Raw genomic sequence first — 17,492 nt, 5'->3', positions numbered from 1 at the left:
AAAAGGCCTTATAATATTGTGAGATTTGTTAAACGAACCTGAAAAATACTGTCTATGCTTGCCAGAGAGATAAGCTATCGCGATACTCGTGGTCATGTCGAGGATATATGTAGCTTTAATTTCTGTGAAGCAACCATTAGCAACGTCACTGACGCATTGATACCCAAACGGATAATGCTAGCGCGTTTTAATGATAGCTCAGAGGTAAGCAGCAGAAATATTTGTATAAGCAAGCTGCAGTCTATTACATAATTTTTGTAATTTGTTGATTGAGAGATTACAATTTAACTTAGCAAATCACTAAAAGCCAAATAAATCAGCCACCTACACTTCAACGAAATAGCTCTCAATGGAAGAAACCCGCCTACATCAATTCAAACAGCTTTGGAATAGCTCCGAAAAGATAGATATTCCTAGCGTTAAAGCATTCAGAAAAAGACCTAGACTAAGACCCTTGTATTCTGCATTTTTATCTGAGAGACCAAATGGTCAGTCATTTAGAGTTGCTGCGCTGAGGACGTACGGGAAGTTAGACAAGAATGAGTTCAAAGGTATGCCTAAGTTTACGTCTTTAGTTGATGAACTGGTAACTGCATTTCCAAGCTCCAAGAACGAGTTTTTCGATGAGGTTAAAGTCACTCCCGAAATAAATCACTTAAGTCAAATTCACTTAACTCGACCATCTAGTGAATTTTATCGTTTTGACAATGTAAATGTGCAAGTGGGTACAACTGGGCTTTCTGTCAGCAAGAGAGAGATGGTAGATCCCATATCAATGTGTTTGCTTAAAAAGGACCATCTGAGACGTGAGCGATCCTTTAGCATTAAGTCAGGTGTTTTTTGTTCAGATAGATTTGGCAATGGAAACATCACTCACTTTCTATATGATGTTATTGGTAGATACCTGTCTTTAAGGCTATTTAATTTTAAAAAGTGCGGCACCCTAATTTTGCTAAAAGGTAGCTTGAATAAATACCATTATTTTGTGTTAGCTACTTTTAATATTCCATTTATAGAAGTGACTCAAACACAAGCAATTTATTGCCAACAGTTGTTCGTTAGTACAGATATTACAAATGACCACTCAGATGGTTTCGCACACCCAATGAAACTGCTTCAGCCCGAGTTGTTCGAGTATATTCGACACAAACTTACAGATGTTTCGAAGCCTCTAAAGAAATACGAGAAAGTTTACATATCCAGAGCAGATGCAAAGCTTAGAATGGTAGTAAATGAAGAAAAAGTGATGGGAGTTCTAGGTCACCGAGGATTTACTAAAGTGGTTCTCGGTAAACTAACGCCTCAGGAACAGTTCTCAGTTTTTAACTCAGCCGAAGAAGTTATTGCCCCTCATGGAGCAGCTCAGGCAAGTATGATTACAATGGCAAAAGGAGGAAAAATTACAGAGTTTTTTCACACAAGCCTCGGAACTGACGCATTTGCAATTGTAGCGAAGCGTTTAGGCATTGAGCACCAAGCAAAATCAATTTTGCCGACCTATCAGCAAAGAGTTCAGGCTACAAGAATTCCGATAGATAAGTTATAAAATGTTCCGGTAGCCTAAATTGGATTTGTCGAAACTAGCAAAAGACACAAGCTCAATAGAGTAATGTGCCGCTAAACTTGTCCATTTAGTTGTTCAACACGATCTTGCAATTTTGCTTTGTAATAAAGTGTTTTTCGCCGATAAAAGTTGTCGTCGATGTGAACGGGATCTTCATCTCTGAAATCACCACCCCACCGCAACACTTCGTCTTGTCGAATTAGATTAAAAAAAGACACAATGGCGTCGGGTAAATTAGCATGATTGCTCTTTCGTAGTTTTTTAGAGTTATAGAAATTTCCCTGATGAATTAAATTCATATCAATGGCATGACCGATGTGGTGGCAACTTTTCGACGCTGGCGTCACAATTGCGCCTCTTACCTGCTGATTGATCAAGCGTAGCGAAGAGGTTACCCAAATTTTTAACTCACAACTATCGGCAAAATCCCCCAACCTGTTCAATTCAAAAGTAAAATCTTCATCTACCGTCACTTTTTCACCCAAAAACAAAGGGTGGCTATAGGTCACCGCTTTAAAACTGGTATTTTCAAGAATGGGTTGTGCAGCGGGTAATAACTCTGCACTAGGTGTTTTCTCGATAAAGTCACCATGTACATAGCCAATCTTGCCAGTGCTTGTTTTTACTCGGTAAAACGTAACTTCGTCGACAATCGTAAATTCTTCCCGATGACCCAAGACATCCACTCGACTCCCATTGGGTTTGTCGCGTAAGTTTAAGCCTGATACCGATTTAACTCGTCCTTTTTGCATGGTTTTGCTCCCTCATTTGGCTAACCACGAGGCTCTAGATCTGCGCCAGCTGTACTTCCTCGCGCTTTAGTTTGCTCTGTTTGTCCAGATGAACGAATTTTCTGGATTTTCTCCAAACCACGCGAACCAAAGTAAAATCCGTATACCACCATCATGATCGTCCCAAAGAAATCAGTCCAATCACTGATAATCTGTCGTTGATTTTCGCTGATATCACTCAAACCAAACATCGAAAAAGCCGCCAGCAACGACACAACTACCGTTAAAAAAATTAAAGCCATCGGCCGGATGTTTTTTGACAACCAAGAGTCAGATTTCATGTCAAGCTTGAGCCGCTCAGTGAGCGTCGCCTCTAAGCTTTCTTCATGCTCTTTTTGGCGTCTGTCCATTTCCGACATAATTTGTTTAAGCTCAACCTCATAAGCTTTTTTAATTTTCATCTTTTGAATTTCAGTGAGCGCCATTTCTTCATCGCTGCTGACCAATTCATCGACGACTTTACCCACGGTCGCGGTTAAATCAACACCGACTGAACTAAACAATTTGCTAAACCAACTCATACTCTTCTCCTTGTTGCGTGACCACAGAGTGATCTTGTCTTTGTTATGCTTTTAACGTTTGTAAATACTCGTGCATCGGCACAAGTTGCTGACTGACGTGCCACTCCAGCGTTTGTGATTGACCACTCGTTACTTTTTTCAGTGTCGTTTCAAAGACTGCGTAACCGTATTGAGCATAAACGCTGATTTGCGTCGGTTCAGGCAAGTTTATCGAGGTGTAATGGCGATCGATAAATCCGTTCTGATCAATATTAATACTCTGACTACCTGACACATGCTCTCCTGACCAACGTTTGGTCTTCTTATCGTAGTCTACGAAGGTAATTAGATAAAAGTTGCCGTTTAATTTAACCGGCTTAATATCATTGTCGCCTATGCCCGGCACCTTTCCACGTCCGTCTAACTCCAGATGACTCAAACTCTTCGGCAATTTAATTCGCAATTCAAATTGTTTAGCAACCGGTGTTCCCTTCCCAAACCTGTTAATCGCAAACTTTATCAGGCCTGTAGGTATGCTTGAAAGCACAGGCACATTGCTCTGCTTGAGCATACTGAGCACACGAGCTGTTATTGCTTTGATGCTTCGGTCAATTAAGCGCTCATATTCTTGCGTTTCTGCGTCATCCAATAAGCGCAAAGGTGAGGGTGTAAAATCTTGTTGAATGAACCCCGCGGCTAGCAAAGCTTGGGCGGCGCAAAATTCACCTGCTCCCATGTCTACTTCGCGTGTTCGCTGATACATAAAACCACCAAAAGCCATGAATTTATCACCTGGCAGTGTAATGGGTTTGGCAGCGTCATAGGTATCGGCACTTGGATTTTCAAATGGGGCAATGGCGATAAAGCGGTTGTTTTCAGATTTTCCACCTAGTTGCATGCTCTGATCTATTTGAATAAAATTGAGTAACACATACCAACTAAATACAGCTGGTATTGGATCCTTACCTTGGCGTATTTTTTCTAGTTCGCTATCAATTTCAATGTAATCAATCTCCAGCACGGCGTGCTTTTTGTAGTTTGCTGCAATTTCACGGTATATACGCCTTGCTTCGGCTGCAACACTCAATGCACCAGACGGCAATAGAACATTGTCTCTATCAGCGCTCATTATCAGTGAGAGTTGTTGATAGATACCCTGCAACAAACTGGGAGAATCCAAGCCCTGTTTGAGGATAGTGTCACTTTGTTTGTAAAAATTATCGCGCATACTATTGCGCAGCTGCATTTGTTTTCGAACCGCAAATATTTTGTCACCTTCTAATGCACGAGACTGCATAAACACTGCACCCACAATGCTTTGAATATGCCCGACTAAGCGATCAAGAGAGGTCTTAGCTTCGAGATCAACACCATCAAAGTCACCAAAAACGTTGTCTCCCAACAATGGCGTCGAAAGCTTGAAACGCGTGTGCACAGGCACTTTAAAATTAGTGGTAAGTGGTGTGACAGCAGGATCAACAAATACTATACAACGTTGGGTGTTCTCTCGTTCGTCATAAGCGTCAATGAACGAGGCTAGCTTAAATGCGTCGCGAATCGGCTCATTGTTAAAAACGCCACCATCAATATAGCTGAAATTATGAGCGTTTTTTTCAGTTAATTCTTCCGGCCAATTAGCTCCAAATTCATACTTGTAACGTTCCAATACCACAGGTTCAAACGCCATAGGGAACGCCCCTGAAGCCATAGCAGTTGAAATAATTTTATACCATAAATCTTTGTTCTCGCGCATATCATCTACGACACCTCTAGCCGATGAGGCTAGGTGATAGCGTGTCCAACGAGAAGGGAAGCGCGTCTTGTCTTTTAGGTAATCGTCACGCGTTTTTTTACCAAAATATAAATCAAACACGCGTGTTTCTCTGTGCGTGTAAGAGGTCATGCCATCAGCAAGTGCGTAGTGCCCTCCCTGACCAACGGCAAATTCTTTTCGCGCGTCTTTTAAAATAGGGGTTAAATTAGCCAACGAGCTAGCAAACAATACTCTGTCTGCGAGTAACTTCTGCTCCGCACTAATAGCTGGTGAACCATCTAAAATATGCTTGGCTATATTTTCTAAGGCGCCTCTGTTTAGCAAGCCAGCGGAATACTTGAGTGACTGCGGATGATTAATATCCTCAGAGATAGGGGCGAGCAGTTTGTCTAAGGACACTTCCTCTACCCATACTTTTCGCTGAATGTCTGCCATTATTTGTGAGGCGATTAGCGCCTGTTGACGACTTCCTCCTTCATCAAGCGAAGTAAAATCATCACCAAATTCTTCTGTCAGCGAAATCTTGGCATCAGTAATCTGCTCGTCGGTTTGTGCAGCCAGCGCCCTGAGCATCAAAGCCAAAGAAATGGCACCCGCACTTGCGCCTGAAAAGACGTCAATTTCTACTTTTTCGTATGCTTGACCTTGGTCATCGCGACCGTAGAGAATGGCCAATTTGATAGTTTGGGATAGGGCACCGGCATTAAAAGTACCAAGTGATACACCGCCGCCCATAGCAAAGCCGAGTTTGAGGATTGTCATCTGCTGTCCTTAAGCCGATTTTACGCCATTTAGGCAAGTTAAAAAGGCAGACAACAGACTCAAGCTATGAGTAACATGCCCTACACAGATGGTTAGTGTAGTCCCGATTTACAAGCTTTGACAAGTATTAGAAGTTTGATTGGAAAGAAAAGCTTAGAAACTTTGACGAGCCGGTATTGGCGGTATTACTCGATAGCGAGGCGGCATTCCAAGATATACTGGTATCTGAGGGGCGCAGCCAAACAAGGCCTAAGCTGTAAAATGCATTACGTGTCCCTTTAAAACGTTGACTGTAGCCCATTCTAAACGTCGACTGATATGCGCTGATCAAACCTGGAGAAGTTGAAATGTGTTGCCATTTGTATCGATCCCCAAGGGGTAGGTCATTGGGCAAGTCTTTGAGCAAGGCATTGAGCAAACGATCAGCTTTACTCACTGGTAGATCTTTCTCGACAGTGGGAGCTTGAACACTAAAAAAACGATTTTCGTCCAGAGAAATGGTGTGGCTTTCGGCATCGGTAAATAAGCTTGTTGGGCCAAATAGCTTAGGAGGACTAATCCTTGTTTTACGCTCTGTGTTTCCGTTAGCAAACGCGGCACCAGACAATAATCCAGCTAAACTAAGGGCTAGAAAGATAGATAAACACTTTTTCATACACAACACCCCAAAAACGTCGATGTATGAACTTTACGGGATCTGTCTAAGTTTTAAGATATGACAATAAAAAAAGAGTATGTGAATACATACCCTAATTATTTATATAATTGATTTTTAAATGATTTATCTATATCAATTATTTGAGCAATGTTGCCGCACTGAGTACTAATTCCGCAGACGGGCGCACCTTAAAATTTGGATTAACATAGCTAAACTTGATATTACCGAGGGTATCCGTAATAAAAATAGCGGGCGCTGGCAAAACAGCCCGATCCGTAGTGTCAGGCGTGAGTTCGACATTCATTCTGTCTTTGTACAACTTGCGGGTATCATCAGGCACGTAAAAACCAATACCAAAGCCCTTAATCGCATTTAAATCTGCATCCGATAGCAGTTGAGCAGCAAATTCCGTTTCTAACTTTTGGCTCTGCAGTTTTTCTGGTGTTTCAGGTGAAATCGCCAATATTTGATAACCTGCTTCGGTCAGCGCTTGTTCTATATTCTTGAGCTCAGCCAATTGTCGAGAGCAATATGGACACCATCCACCACGATAGAAAACAATAACACTGGGTTTTTGCAATAGCATTGCTTTTAAACTCACTGGGTCGCCCTCAGAAGTTTTCACCATCACATTTGGCACAGCCATACCGTTAAGCAAAGGTGTTACATCCTCTGCATTCTCAGCAATTTGGGTTCTGTCTAATGCAATACTCGAAAAAGCAAACAGAAGCAATGTGCTGGTGAGCATAAGTTTTATTGAATTAAGCATATTTTTATCCAGAGTTATCGAAAAAGTAAAAGTGGAAACAATGAGCGGTGCCCCTTCATTCTTTCACTTTGTCCACTAAGCATATTATGTTGTACAAATTTACCCGCATAATAGACCGTTTGCAAAATACAAATATTTCGTCAGAAAAAACAAATTTGCTGTGCTCATAGCTGTATTAGCTGTACTGCAAAGCCTGCCACCAAGATGCCGGTGCATCTATACACCCATTGTTATCAATACGTGGAATAGGAAGTGATCTGCGCTGACATTCTTGATAAAGCACTGGAAAGCCACCCTCAAACAAAATAGCGTTTTTTTCGTCATCGGGGATCTGGCTTTCGCCGTACATTCCCGCTTCTGATCGCTGGCGCTGCGCCTCATACAAGACAGTGGCGGCTGCAACTGATACATTCAACGATTGCACCATGCCTACCATTGGCACAACAATAGATTGATCTGCCAAAGCTACCGCTTCAGCCGTCGCGCCACTTTTTTCCTGGCCCATAATGATGGCTGTTGGTTTGGTATAGTCCACTTCTCTGAAATCGATAGAAGAATCGTCTAAGTGGGTGACCAAGACTTGCATGCCTTGATTTTTTAAATATGCCACCGCGACAGCCGTGTTGGAATGGTGTTTGTTTTTAACCCAAATTTGGCTGCCCAAGGCCGTGCCTTTACGCAAGGCAGGATTTTCAGCCCACACCGCATGCACCTGATGAATCCCCACGGCATCAGCAGTACGTATAATCGCCGAGACATTGTGAGGCTTATGGACTTCTTCCATCAACAGCGTCAAATCGTGTTGACGCTGGGACAGAACCTGCTGAATTCGAGCATAGCGCTCGGGTGACATGCACTGTTGCAAACGAATACTCCGATATTACTCAGGTAATACCATGACAGCTTCTATTTCGATTTGCGCATCTTTAGGAAGTGCACTTACTTGCACTGCCGCTCGTGCTGGATAAGGTTGTTCAAAATAGCGAGACATGACCTCGTTCACGGTAGCAAAATTAGCAAGGTCAATTAAATAGATATTCACCTTAACAAGGTTTTTCATTTCGCCATTTGCTGCTTCTACAACTGCTTTAATGTTTTCAAATACCTGTACGGCTTGTGCTTCAAAATCTTCTGACACTAAGGTCATTGTTTCAGGCACTAAGGGTATTTGACCTGACAAATATACCGTATTACCGGCTTTTACTGCTTGGCTATAAGTACCAATGGCAGCGGGCGCATTGTTGGTTTGAATGATAGACTTTGACATGGTGAAATCCTCGTTAGCGTCGAGTGTGCAGCAATAAAAACTGCTTAGTGTTGTTTGTTTTGGCTGTGCCTTGAAATATGCTGTAAATCAGGCAGGCTGCGGATTTTACGCATAATACTGGCAAGATGCACTCTATTCTTTGTGGTCAATTCAATATCGACCATGTAGTTGTAGTCTTCGCGATCGTCGGTTTGTAAATTCACAATACTCGAGTCGCTACTTGCAATGGCAGCAGTTAACGCCGCTAAAGTCCCCTGACGGTTAATTAGTTCTACGCGCACACTCGCTTTAAAGTCACCTTGCGGTTTGTCATCCCACTGCATCGGTAATACTCTTTGTGGCTCTTCTTTGCTCAATTTACGAATATTTGGACAACCCGTTTGGTGAATCACTACGCCGCGCCCTGGACTCAAAATCGCGACAATTTCATCATCTGGAATGGGATGACAGCAGCGAGAAAAATGCACCATTAAGCCTTCTGTTCCTTTGATGGCGACATTCCCTTTTTTGGTTGGTATTTCGTTTTTTTCGCCAATCAAACGACGCGCGATCATCGCACTGAGTTCATTGCCCATACCAATGTTGGCAAGGAGCGCGTCGTAACTTTCGTACTTGGTTTCATCCAACACGCGGTCTATTTCTGCTTGTGGGATATCATCAAGCTTTATTGTTCCCAAGGCATGGCGCAGTAGACGATTACCCATATTGATAGCGTCTTTGGACTGCTGACGCTTTAAAAAATGCCGTATATTCGAACGTGCGCGAGCGCTCACTACAAAGTTGAGCCAGTTTGCATTGGGCTTAGCACGCGGCGAGGTAATGATTTCTACGCTCTGCCCACTCTCCAGTGGTTTACTCAAGGGGTAGTTTTTGTGCTCCACTCTAGCACCAACGCAGGTATTGCCAATGTCCGAGTGCACCGCATATGCAAAGTCCACGGCTGTCGCACCAATTGGCAACTCGATTATTTTGCCTTTTGGCGAGAACACGTAGATTTCGTCTGGAAACAAATCTGATTTCACGCTTTCAATAAATTCGAAAGAGGTACTCGCATGTTGTTGTAATTCGACCAATGATTGCATCCATTGGTTGGCGCGTAGCTGAGCCGTGTTGCTTTTATCATTGCTCTTTTTATACAACCAATGTGCAGCGACCCCCTTGTCTGCCATTTGATCCATTTCATCAGTGCGGATCTGCACTTCTACAGGGATACCATGCGGACCTTTCAGTGAAGTATGCAGTGATTGATACCCATTACTTCGCGGAATCGCAATGTAGTCCTTAAACCGGTTTTCAATCGGTTTATACATACCATGTATGGCACCCAAAACACGGTAACAATTGTCTATCGACTCGTTGTCAACAATGATGCGAAAACCATAAATATCCATTACTTCGTTAAACGACAGCTCTTTGCTGCGCATTTTCCGATAAATAGAATACAAATGTTTTTCACGGCCGACGACGCGACCACTGATATCGTATTCACCTAACTTTGTGGCTAAATCAAGGCGTGTTTTTTCAATCACTTCCTTGCGATTGCCCCTTGCTTGCGAAACCGCGGAGCGCAAGGCTCTGTGGCGCATGGGATACATCGCTTGAAAACCAAGGTCTTCTAGTTCATTTTTGATATCGTGTATGCCTAGGCGATGAGCCAATGGGGCATAGATCTCTAGGGTTTCTAAGGCAATGCGTCGACGCTTTTCTGGTCTTAGAGACCCCAGCGTACGCATATTGTGCGTTCTATCGGCAAGTTTGATCAGCATGACGCGAATATCTTGCACCATAGCCATTAGCATTTTACGAAAATTTTCAGCTTGGGCTTCTTGCTTGCTTTGAAACTTGAGTTTGTCGAGTTTACTGACACCTTCTACTAATTCAGCCACCGTATCATTAAAAGCGAGTGCCAGATCTTCTTTGCTATAGTCAGTATCTTCAATTACATCGTGGAGCAAAGCCGCCATTAAAGTCTCATAATCCATCCGCATTTCAGCGAGAATACCGGTTACTGCAACGGGATGAGTAATATATGGATCACCACTGGAGCGCGTCTGTCCCTCATGTGCATCGCGTGCAAGCACATATGCAGCCTGAACTTGCTCCACCTGCTCGTCAGGAAGATATTCTGAAACTTTGGCTTTTAGACCTTCAAATAGATACACAGCTAAAACTTGTGATTAATACATAAGCGTAAGAATACGTTTATTTTTATCGCTTGAAAACGTAAAAACGCCGAATAAATTCGGCGTTTGTAAAAAATATTTCACTAATGCTTAATTTTTAGACGCAAGAGATGAATTTGTTGTGTGTCAGTTTCGTAAACTAACACCAAGCTTGCAATTAACTATTCGCTAAAATGCTCGCTACAGAGGCAAATTCTGCCGCTTCTTGCTCACGTTGATCTTGTAAGTCGGTTGCTTCAACGGTTTCGGCTGTTACCAAACCATCTTCGATTTCACGCAAGGCAGTCACTGTAGGCTTGTCGTTACCCATTTCAACCAATGGATCTTTACCTTCTGTTGCGATTTGACGAGCACGACGTGCTGCCACCAATACTAAATCGAATCTGTTACCGATTTTTTCTACCGCATCTTCAACTGTTACACGTGCCATAAATGCTCCGATTTTTGCGTGGGTTAATCAAAATGGTCGCGAAGTATACTGTATTAGTTGTTCAAATCATAGTGTTTCGTGTAAGGGCTGACCATCACAATAGACTTTGCCCCTTGCCACAGGGAATTTTACACCCACATGACTTGAATTTTTTGACGTTTGTTTGACATTTTTCCAAGGGTAATTGTCAACATGGCGGTAAGTAATATGCTCTTGCTGAGTTGCTTGGTTATAATCGTACGAACTCACTTCTTGTGTTTTGTAAAAATCGCGAATATACGGATCATAATCATCGCGAGCTTTATGCAGGTAGCGTTTTTTTAGTCTTTTTGATTTCGCCATTTTGACATCAGCAAAATATTCCTCGTGGCCGCATAGTTCAGCTGCTCGCATATGCCACAAATCTATAGCCGTGTCGTTGGATGTGGTCGCATTCACTCGGTAAGACAAGCCATAAACATTTGTTGCTAGCTGCTGCTCTTCGTAGCCTAAGCCATCCAAAATGCTTTTCGCTCGATAGCCCGTTTGGCAGGCGGTTAAACCGAGTAAGAGCGTCAATGAACATAACGTAGTTAAACAGAATCGTTTACTTTGCTTGCTAATCATGGTTACTCCTTCAACAGTGTTCTAATTCGGTAACAATGCTACTTTAAACCTATGTTTAAAAATTATTACCTCTTCAGCGTCTCCTATTTATAGTCAATAAATCATTGGCGCGCAAATTTTAAGCATTTACGATTGGTCATTGTGATCAATCGGTTTTTCATCAATGATTGAAATATTCAGAAGTTGCATATCTTGTGGATTTTGCTTGAAGTAGGTTAAAAAACTCATTCGACTTTCAACCAACGCTCTTTCAAACCCTAATTTTGTTTGTTCGAAAAGGACAAGCGCTTGCTTTGCACTTTGCCGCGTTGAATATCGAATACCTGCAAAGCCGACCTGTAACGCCTCATCAGCAAAGTAACTCGACATTTGCATATCCATAGAATTGAGTATCGGGGTATCTTGCTTTTCTCTTAGTGAGGTTAAACAACCTTCCGCTGTGAGATCCAACAAGGTAAATTTTGTCTGGGGCTTAGGCGGTAATTTAAAACATATTAATTCGTACTGTGCTAATTCATCGCTGGCATATTCAAGTGTGTGTATATGACTTATATCCATCGCCCGAAATTCAACGAGTGTTTCCAAGATTGCGCCCAAAGCAGACATCGAACAATAGTATGTTTTATTGTATTCGCTTACTGGCGTAAAACGGTTCTTCTTGGGGTTATATGAAAAATACACAGGACTGCGTGTTACAGTAGGATCCGTGTTATTCTCATCGCAATCCTTTGCATATTTTTGGCCTCGGAACAATAATTCATTCGACCGACTATCTAAAACGAACTTTGGTGACCGGTAAATGTTTGGCCAACGCACAGGCTATTCCTTAATAGATTCAATCATCAAAAGCGCGGTATCAATATCATTTTCAAACAGCTTTTCAATAACTGTTTTTCCTTCAAAGTCGGTTAGCGGTAAGGTCATTTTTCTCACGGCTTTTACACCATTTGCACCTATTTCTCTAATAGCAGTATCTATACCCGAAACGACTGTATTACCATCAAACTGCCAAGTAGGTAACTTCGTACGATTGCCGACTTTGTATCCAATCAATTTATTGTCAGCAACATGGCGTTTAACTGTATTAATTTGAACATTAAGCATTTGTGCCACTTCTCCGGTAGTGTAGTACTCACCGTATATGATTTTTTTAGGCTTGGATGGAGCCTCACTTAGCGCGAATGTTGGTAACTGAGAAGCTATATGGTAGGTCTCTTTTGCAAAACGCTTAAGTACAACAGCTTCCGACTCACTTTGGCTAAGTGAGTCAAATATCTTCATGATGTCTTCATCAGGCGCATTTTCTAGTTGTTCAACAAAAGACTCTACACCTCTATGTAATACTTCACTTATAAAGTCTGTGCGCGCTTTAGAAATGTTGTTTAGAGGTCGCTGAAAGCCTTGATTTTCAGACACATCGGACGCAGTTTCCATTATAAATTTATCCTCATAACTCATGTTACACCAGTGAAAAGTGGCATTGTGTTCTTTCTTTATCGGTAAAGAATATACAACTTGATACTACAAAAACAAAATAAGTATACATTATGATATTTATTTTGGCTATTTATTAAGAATAAATGTCAAATTGACAGTTTAAAGATTTGAATGTACATTTATTAAACATTTAATGTACAAGTGGTAACCATGATGAAAAAATATAAAACTTTTGAACACGGACGCCATAAACACATAAAGGATTGCTCAATAAAACTTGCTAAGGTTTTTGCCTCAGCGATGCATATACCCAAACGACTCCATGTAAAAACATGTCTAGCTCGTTTAAACAAAGTCACTGGTGTCAGGCTAAGACACCTACCTAAATCCGAACACATTCCGGCTAGCCGAAGTGCCAATTGCTCCTTAATCGCTGCAGAAATTAACCATTTGCTTTACAACCTTGAAGCGGAATTGACTGACTATGAAAAGACAAAAATAAAAGCAAAAATAGATGAATTAATCATACTGATGGTAACTCGGCCTAATACAAAAGAGCATGAATTTTTGTATAGAGCGCAAGATATTTTTAGATCTATTTGGATAAGAAGCGAGCTGTTTTTCGTTGATTACCCACAACGAGATACAAAGAAAAAAAGTAACGTGATTCAATACATATTTTCTGCTTTATTTTCTGCTTTTGCTTACTTCGCAGGCATTGACAATAGTATTATGAAAACCGTTATGAAGCGAGTCGATCCCAAATTGAGCTCATACTTTATATCTGTACCCGCCATCGATATGGGCGTTGAAGTAGCAAGGAAAGTAGAAGAAGAACCGCAACTAAAACAGCTTAGCCTTTGTCTAGAAGTTACTCAAGAAGCACAGATCTTAATTGATGACTCAGACTCGCGAAATATCATCACTAACGTCAACATCAGAAATGTGATGGACAAGTTGCATAAGACTCTCAAGTCCTCAGAGCGTTCGTTTTTGGTCACAGGGCATTTTACTACCGACGAGAATACTATTCACAATATCGATGAAATACACAGAAATGGTTGGCAGTTAAAAAAACAGCAAATTGAAAGTGATTATTTTAGTGTTGTCAGTCTTGCGTCAATTAAGTTGATGGCATCAATAAAGCACTCTCATTCAATCACTTTCGGGAGCGCCACTACCAATATTTTATGTAATGCTAGAGTTCATGAAATGGAGGGCAACAATGTGAGCGAGATAAAAGTCACCATATACAATCTTATGATGAGATCATTCGAGGGCATAATCCAATAGGACGTGACTGATAAAGTATTAGCCGTCAGTTACAAACCACTTTACCTTGTGTCAAGTGCACAATAGTTTTGTGTATGACTCCACAACTACTCAGCAACACTTTTCCGCTTAAAACTAAATGCCAAATCAGATTCGCCGTGTTGTCGGAGCCAGTTTAGCTTATCAAACGCCTCTTCAAGGCTAGGTATATGCCCCTTTGGGATCCACCACATTACATAAGATGCGTCGTCAATCGGGATAAACCACTCTTTCTTGTGTTTTAAAAAGTCAACGTGATGGGTTTTAAACATAAAGTTCTTCAGAGAAGTCACATTTTCCCAAACTGACATGTTCACAATAATATCAGGCTGACCTTCAACGTTAAATCCTGTTGCATCCCCGTCCTCATCCTTCAATCGCCAGATGAAACCAGGGCTACTTTCGGCAATGGCATTGATTGGTGCTATGTTATCCACAAAGCCGGCCATTTCAGGCGAGTCTAAATTAAATCTAACTTTTGCAATGTTAAGTTGCGCAAGGTGCATGGCGTCCCCTAATTTTTTAGCTTGATTGATATGAATGTCCTCTTCACGACAATCTAATCCTTAACGACACTTGGTTCGACACCAGTGGCAAATGCAAAACCTTCATCTGCCCAGCCGGTTATGCCTCCAATTAATTCTTTTACTGGCCGTTTGAGCTTAGCTAATCGAATAGCCGCTTTGTTTGCGCCATTGCAATGAGGGCCTGCGCAGTAGACAACAAACAAGGTATCCTCAGGCCACGCTTTCATTTTACCGGCCACGATTTTACCGTGAGGCAATGATATTGCACCAGGAATATGACGTTTAGCATACATATCTTCTGAGCGCACATCCAATACGACAAAGCTAGGATCAGGTTGTTTTAATGCCGCATGCATCAGCCAAAAAAAGTTGCCATATTGGCCTATCCCAATTTATGCCTTTTTGAGTTTAGTTGCGCGCTAGAGGTGTTTGCTCAGCATCGTCCAGAATTTTCAGAACAACATTACACAACGTCTGTATGTGCGGTAGAGCGTAGTCATAACATAAGTTTGCCGGTGCAAGGTCTCGCGCTCAACACCGCTGAAGGTCTTGATAAGCTTAGTAGTGCTGATTTAATAGTTATACTGGGGTGGCAAGGGGCAGACATACAACCAAGTGAAACATTGCGAAATCATTTGCTGCAAGCATATGAAAACGGTACTAGAATCGCGTCAATATGTTCGGGTGTTAATCTCCTTGCCTATTGTGGATTGTTAAAAGACCAAGTAGCTACCACGCATTGGCGTTATACCGAAATAGCGAAGACTAAATTCCCCGATATTTGTTTTAATGAAAATGTACTTTACACCGACAACGGTCAAATTTTGACTTCTGCCGGCAGTGCAGCGGGGCTAGACATGTGTTTGCACATAGTAAAAAAAGACTACGGTCAACATGTTGCTAATGCTTATGCTCGACGTCTAGTTATTCCTCCTTACAGAGAAGGGGGCAAGCACAGTTTATCCAACAACCTATTCCTAAGCATACCAATAACACTCAACTTTCCGCACTGTTATCTGAACTAGAAAACAACTTGGCTCAACACTACAGTGTTGAAGACATGGCGGCGCTGGTAAACATGAGTGAACGAAATTTTTTACGGCAATTTAAGGCACAATTTGCGACAAGCCCAGCGAAATGGCTGATTGGCGTCAGAATCAAACGCGCCAGCGAATTACTCGAAACCACGGACTTGCCAAGTAAAGCCATTGCAAAGCTTTGCGGCTTAGGTACAGAAGAAAGCTTGCGTCATCACTTTCGACGTCAGTTAAATGTATCGCCATCACATTATCGAAAACAGTTTGCAGAGTAGTAGGATCTGGATATATTCCAAGTAAAACAAACTGTCAGTAAAATCATAAACAGACAAAGAGTTACCAGCTTATCAACTAAGCTCCCGAATCAAGGCAGCGAGCTTTTGAATCCCTGCTTCAATTTTGTGATTGGGAATAACCGTAAAGCCGAGACGAAAGTATTGCTTCGCTTGGCTATCGTCTGCAAATGCGATATCGCCCAATTCTATTAAAATACCTTGTTCTCTCGCTTTTTTTTGTAGGATTTGACAATTTAAGCCGTCGGGGCCTTTAATCCAACTAGTCGTGCCGCCGTTGACAGGTAGTTTGATGTTTGTGGGGATATACTTGTCAATAGCGTCGTTCATGCTATGCCAGTTGTTTTTATAAACCCGCCATAGCCGTTTTATCAAAGCATCATAATGCCCTCTCGCGATAAACAAGGCTGTCATACGTTGATTGTTTAAAGGAGGATGACGCATCATCAATCGGCGCAGCACTCTCGCTTCGTCGATTAGAGCTTTAGGCGCGACCATAAATCCCATGCGCAGCCCCGGCGCTAAGACCTTCGAAAAACTACTCATGTAAATAACGCGATCGTCTATATCTAGGCTTTTTAGTGCGGGTAAAGGTTCATCGATGTAGTTACTTTCTATTTCATAATCATCTTCAAGTATGATCAAGTCTTGCTCAACGGCTTTCTTAAGCAAGTGTTTTCGCCTTGAAATTGGCATGGTTACGGATGTTGGCCATTGATGACTAGGCGTAATATAAGCATAGTCAGCCTGATTGAGATTGTCGTTGATGAGCAAGCCATCTTGATCGATTGCTTGTTCGATTACCTTGTCGAAGTGATTACAAAAGATATTTCGCGCATCTGGGTAACCTGGGTTTTCCATGGCAATGGTTTTGCCTTTGCCTGCCAATAAGGTCGATAGCAAATACAAGGACTGTTGTGTGCCGACGGTAACTAATATTTCTTCGGCCTTAGCCCAAATTCCTCTTCTGGGTAACACGCGAGAGCGGATTTGCTCTATTAGCATGGGATCGTCGGCTTCTAATTGATCACTTGTCCAGTCTTTTACCGCAATAACGTTCAGTGCCTGTTTTGAACACTCTCGCCATTCAGCAATAGGAAAGGATGCAGGGTCGATTTGCCCCGAAATAAAAGGATAGGGATACTTTTGCCAGTCAGAAGGCTTTGTTATGTTGCGCTGGTGGCTCGGCGTAAATGCAAATCGCCCTTGCCAATCAGGCTTGCTTTGCGAGACAGGAGCCTCTGTTTGATCAACCTTTGCGGTGCCCTTTAATATCTCAGGGTTAGCAAAATATCCCCTACGTGATTTAGCAATCAGGTATCCATCCCCGACTAAATCCTCAAACGCAAACATGACGGTCTGACGAGATACTTTTAGCGCTTGCGAGAGCTTTCTACTAGATGGCAAGGGTTTGTGGATAGAGATCCTTTCATCCAATATTGCGATCGAGATAGCGCGTTTGATTTGATCTTTTAAACTCTCACTCGCGTTTTTATCGATATTGATTAACTGTTCAAGCATACTAGACAACTGACTTAGTCACTGGGTAATTGTTCAATTAAACCAGTAATTTAAGCCTTAAT

General features: G+C 42.0%; 19 protein-coding genes. 4 read left to right on the top strand and 15 right to left on the bottom strand.

The window, feature by feature from the left end; genetic code table 11:
* The first annotated feature begins 349 nt into the window (after nucleotides 1–349).
* On the top strand, nucleotides 350–1,546 hold the full coding sequence (locus ACFOHL_RS16455; protein WP_376921329.1) for a glycosyltransferase family 61 protein: 1,197 nt from the start codon (nucleotides 350–352) through the stop codon (nucleotides 1,544–1,546).
* A gap of 71 nt (nucleotides 1,547–1,617) precedes the next feature.
* On the opposite strand, the gene ACFOHL_RS16450 is transcribed toward ACFOHL_RS16455, so the two are convergent.
* The 12 genes from ACFOHL_RS16450 to ACFOHL_RS16395 all read right to left on the bottom strand — a co-directional run bounded on the left by ACFOHL_RS16450 (nucleotide 1,618) and on the right by ACFOHL_RS16395 (nucleotide 12,738).
* On the bottom strand, nucleotides 1,618–2,316 hold the full coding sequence (locus ACFOHL_RS16450; RefSeq protein ID WP_376921328.1) for a M15 family metallopeptidase: 699 nt from the start codon (nucleotides 2,314–2,316) through the stop codon (nucleotides 1,618–1,620).
* A gap of 20 nt (nucleotides 2,317–2,336) precedes the next feature.
* Nucleotides 2,337–2,876 carry a hypothetical protein gene (locus ACFOHL_RS16445; RefSeq protein ID WP_376921327.1) on the bottom strand — a complete coding sequence of 180 codons (540 nt, stop codon included), beginning with the start codon at nucleotides 2,874–2,876 and terminating at the stop codon, nucleotides 2,337–2,339.
* 43 nt (nucleotides 2,877–2,919) lie between these two features.
* On the bottom strand, nucleotides 2,920–5,391 hold the full coding sequence (locus ACFOHL_RS16440) for a patatin-like phospholipase family protein (RefSeq protein ID WP_376921326.1): 2,472 nt from the start codon (nucleotides 5,389–5,391) through the stop codon (nucleotides 2,920–2,922).
* Nucleotides 5,392–5,518: 127 nt separating this feature from the next.
* On the bottom strand, nucleotides 5,519–6,046 hold the full coding sequence (locus ACFOHL_RS16435; protein ID WP_376921325.1) for a hypothetical protein: 528 nt from the start codon (nucleotides 6,044–6,046) through the stop codon (nucleotides 5,519–5,521).
* Nucleotides 6,047–6,185: 139 nt separating this feature from the next.
* Nucleotides 6,186–6,818 carry a peroxiredoxin-like family protein gene (locus ACFOHL_RS16430; RefSeq protein WP_376921324.1) on the bottom strand — a complete coding sequence of 211 codons (633 nt, stop codon included), beginning with the start codon at nucleotides 6,816–6,818 and terminating at the stop codon, nucleotides 6,186–6,188.
* Nucleotides 6,819–6,993: 175 nt separating this feature from the next.
* On the bottom strand, nucleotides 6,994–7,671 hold the full coding sequence (gene trmH / locus ACFOHL_RS16425) for a tRNA (guanosine(18)-2'-O)-methyltransferase TrmH (protein ID WP_376921381.1): 678 nt from the start codon (nucleotides 7,669–7,671) through the stop codon (nucleotides 6,994–6,996).
* A gap of 27 nt (nucleotides 7,672–7,698) precedes the next feature.
* On the bottom strand, nucleotides 7,699–8,085 hold the full coding sequence (locus tag ACFOHL_RS16420; RefSeq protein ID WP_376921323.1) for a RidA family protein: 387 nt from the start codon (nucleotides 8,083–8,085) through the stop codon (nucleotides 7,699–7,701).
* A 44-nt stretch (nucleotides 8,086–8,129) separates the two neighbouring features.
* Nucleotides 8,130–10,247 carry a bifunctional GTP diphosphokinase/guanosine-3',5'-bis pyrophosphate 3'-pyrophosphohydrolase gene (gene spoT / locus ACFOHL_RS16415; RefSeq protein WP_376921322.1) on the bottom strand — a complete coding sequence of 706 codons (2,118 nt, stop codon included), beginning with the start codon at nucleotides 10,245–10,247 and terminating at the stop codon, nucleotides 8,130–8,132.
* A 178-nt stretch (nucleotides 10,248–10,425) separates the two neighbouring features.
* Entirely contained in the window at nucleotides 10,426–10,698 is a 273-nt protein-coding gene (gene rpoZ, locus ACFOHL_RS16410) for a DNA-directed RNA polymerase subunit omega (protein WP_376921321.1), read from the bottom strand.
* 66 nt (nucleotides 10,699–10,764) lie between these two features.
* A complete protein-coding gene (locus tag ACFOHL_RS16405; RefSeq protein WP_376921320.1) occupies nucleotides 10,765–11,304 on the bottom strand; it encodes a CC0125/CC1285 family lipoprotein in 540 nt (179 codons plus the stop codon).
* 126 nt (nucleotides 11,305–11,430) lie between these two features.
* On the bottom strand, nucleotides 11,431–12,120 hold the full coding sequence (locus ACFOHL_RS16400) for an RES family NAD+ phosphorylase (RefSeq protein ID WP_376921319.1): 690 nt from the start codon (nucleotides 12,118–12,120) through the stop codon (nucleotides 11,431–11,433).
* A gap of 3 nt (nucleotides 12,121–12,123) precedes the next feature.
* On the bottom strand, nucleotides 12,124–12,738 hold the full coding sequence (locus ACFOHL_RS16395) for a helix-turn-helix domain-containing protein (protein WP_376921318.1): 615 nt from the start codon (nucleotides 12,736–12,738) through the stop codon (nucleotides 12,124–12,126).
* Nucleotides 12,739–12,954: 216 nt separating this feature from the next.
* Between ACFOHL_RS16395 and ACFOHL_RS16390 the strand changes: the two genes are divergently transcribed.
* Nucleotides 12,955–14,034: a hypothetical protein gene (locus ACFOHL_RS16390; protein WP_376921317.1), complete on the top strand. Its 1,080-nt coding sequence runs from the start codon at nucleotides 12,955–12,957 to the stop codon at nucleotides 14,032–14,034.
* Nucleotides 14,035–14,120: 86 nt separating this feature from the next.
* Here the strand turns inward: ACFOHL_RS16390 and ACFOHL_RS16385 are convergent, their stop codons facing one another.
* Together ACFOHL_RS16385 and ACFOHL_RS16380 are read right to left on the bottom strand one after the other, a co-directional pair.
* Complete coding sequence (locus tag ACFOHL_RS16385) at nucleotides 14,121–14,558, bottom strand: DUF3291 domain-containing protein (RefSeq protein ID WP_376921316.1); 438 nt, start codon at nucleotides 14,556–14,558, stop codon at nucleotides 14,121–14,123.
* Between the two features lie 53 nt (nucleotides 14,559–14,611).
* Nucleotides 14,612–14,935, bottom strand: coding sequence for a rhodanese-like domain-containing protein (locus ACFOHL_RS16380; RefSeq protein WP_376921315.1), 324 nt, complete (start codon nucleotides 14,933–14,935; stop codon nucleotides 14,612–14,614).
* On the opposite strand from ACFOHL_RS16380, the gene ACFOHL_RS16375 reads away from it, so the two are divergent.
* Nucleotides 14,930–15,604 (top strand): DJ-1/PfpI family protein, encoded by a 675-nt coding sequence (locus ACFOHL_RS16375; RefSeq protein ID WP_376921314.1) that lies wholly within the window; start codon nucleotides 14,930–14,932, stop codon nucleotides 15,602–15,604. The genes ACFOHL_RS16380 and ACFOHL_RS16375 overlap by 6 nt on opposite strands.
* An 8-nt stretch (nucleotides 15,605–15,612) precedes the next feature.
* Nucleotides 15,613–15,891 (top strand): helix-turn-helix domain-containing protein, encoded by a 279-nt coding sequence (locus ACFOHL_RS16370; protein WP_376921313.1) that lies wholly within the window; start codon nucleotides 15,613–15,615, stop codon nucleotides 15,889–15,891.
* Between the two features lie 72 nt (nucleotides 15,892–15,963).
* Here ACFOHL_RS16370 and pdxR read toward each other — a convergent pair whose 3' ends face one another.
* Complete coding sequence (gene pdxR / locus ACFOHL_RS16365) at nucleotides 15,964–17,430, bottom strand: MocR-like pyridoxine biosynthesis transcription factor PdxR (RefSeq protein WP_376921312.1); 1,467 nt, start codon at nucleotides 17,428–17,430, stop codon at nucleotides 15,964–15,966.
* Between the last annotated feature and the right edge of the window lie 62 nt (nucleotides 17,431–17,492).

The sequence above is a fragment of the Agaribacter flavus genome (assembly GCF_042646125.1).
GTDB classification, from domain to species: Bacteria; Pseudomonadota; Gammaproteobacteria; order Enterobacterales; family Alteromonadaceae; genus Glaciecola; species Glaciecola flavus.
Note: the sequence above shows the minus strand (reverse complement) of the source record. Positions and strands in the feature narration are given on the sequence as shown.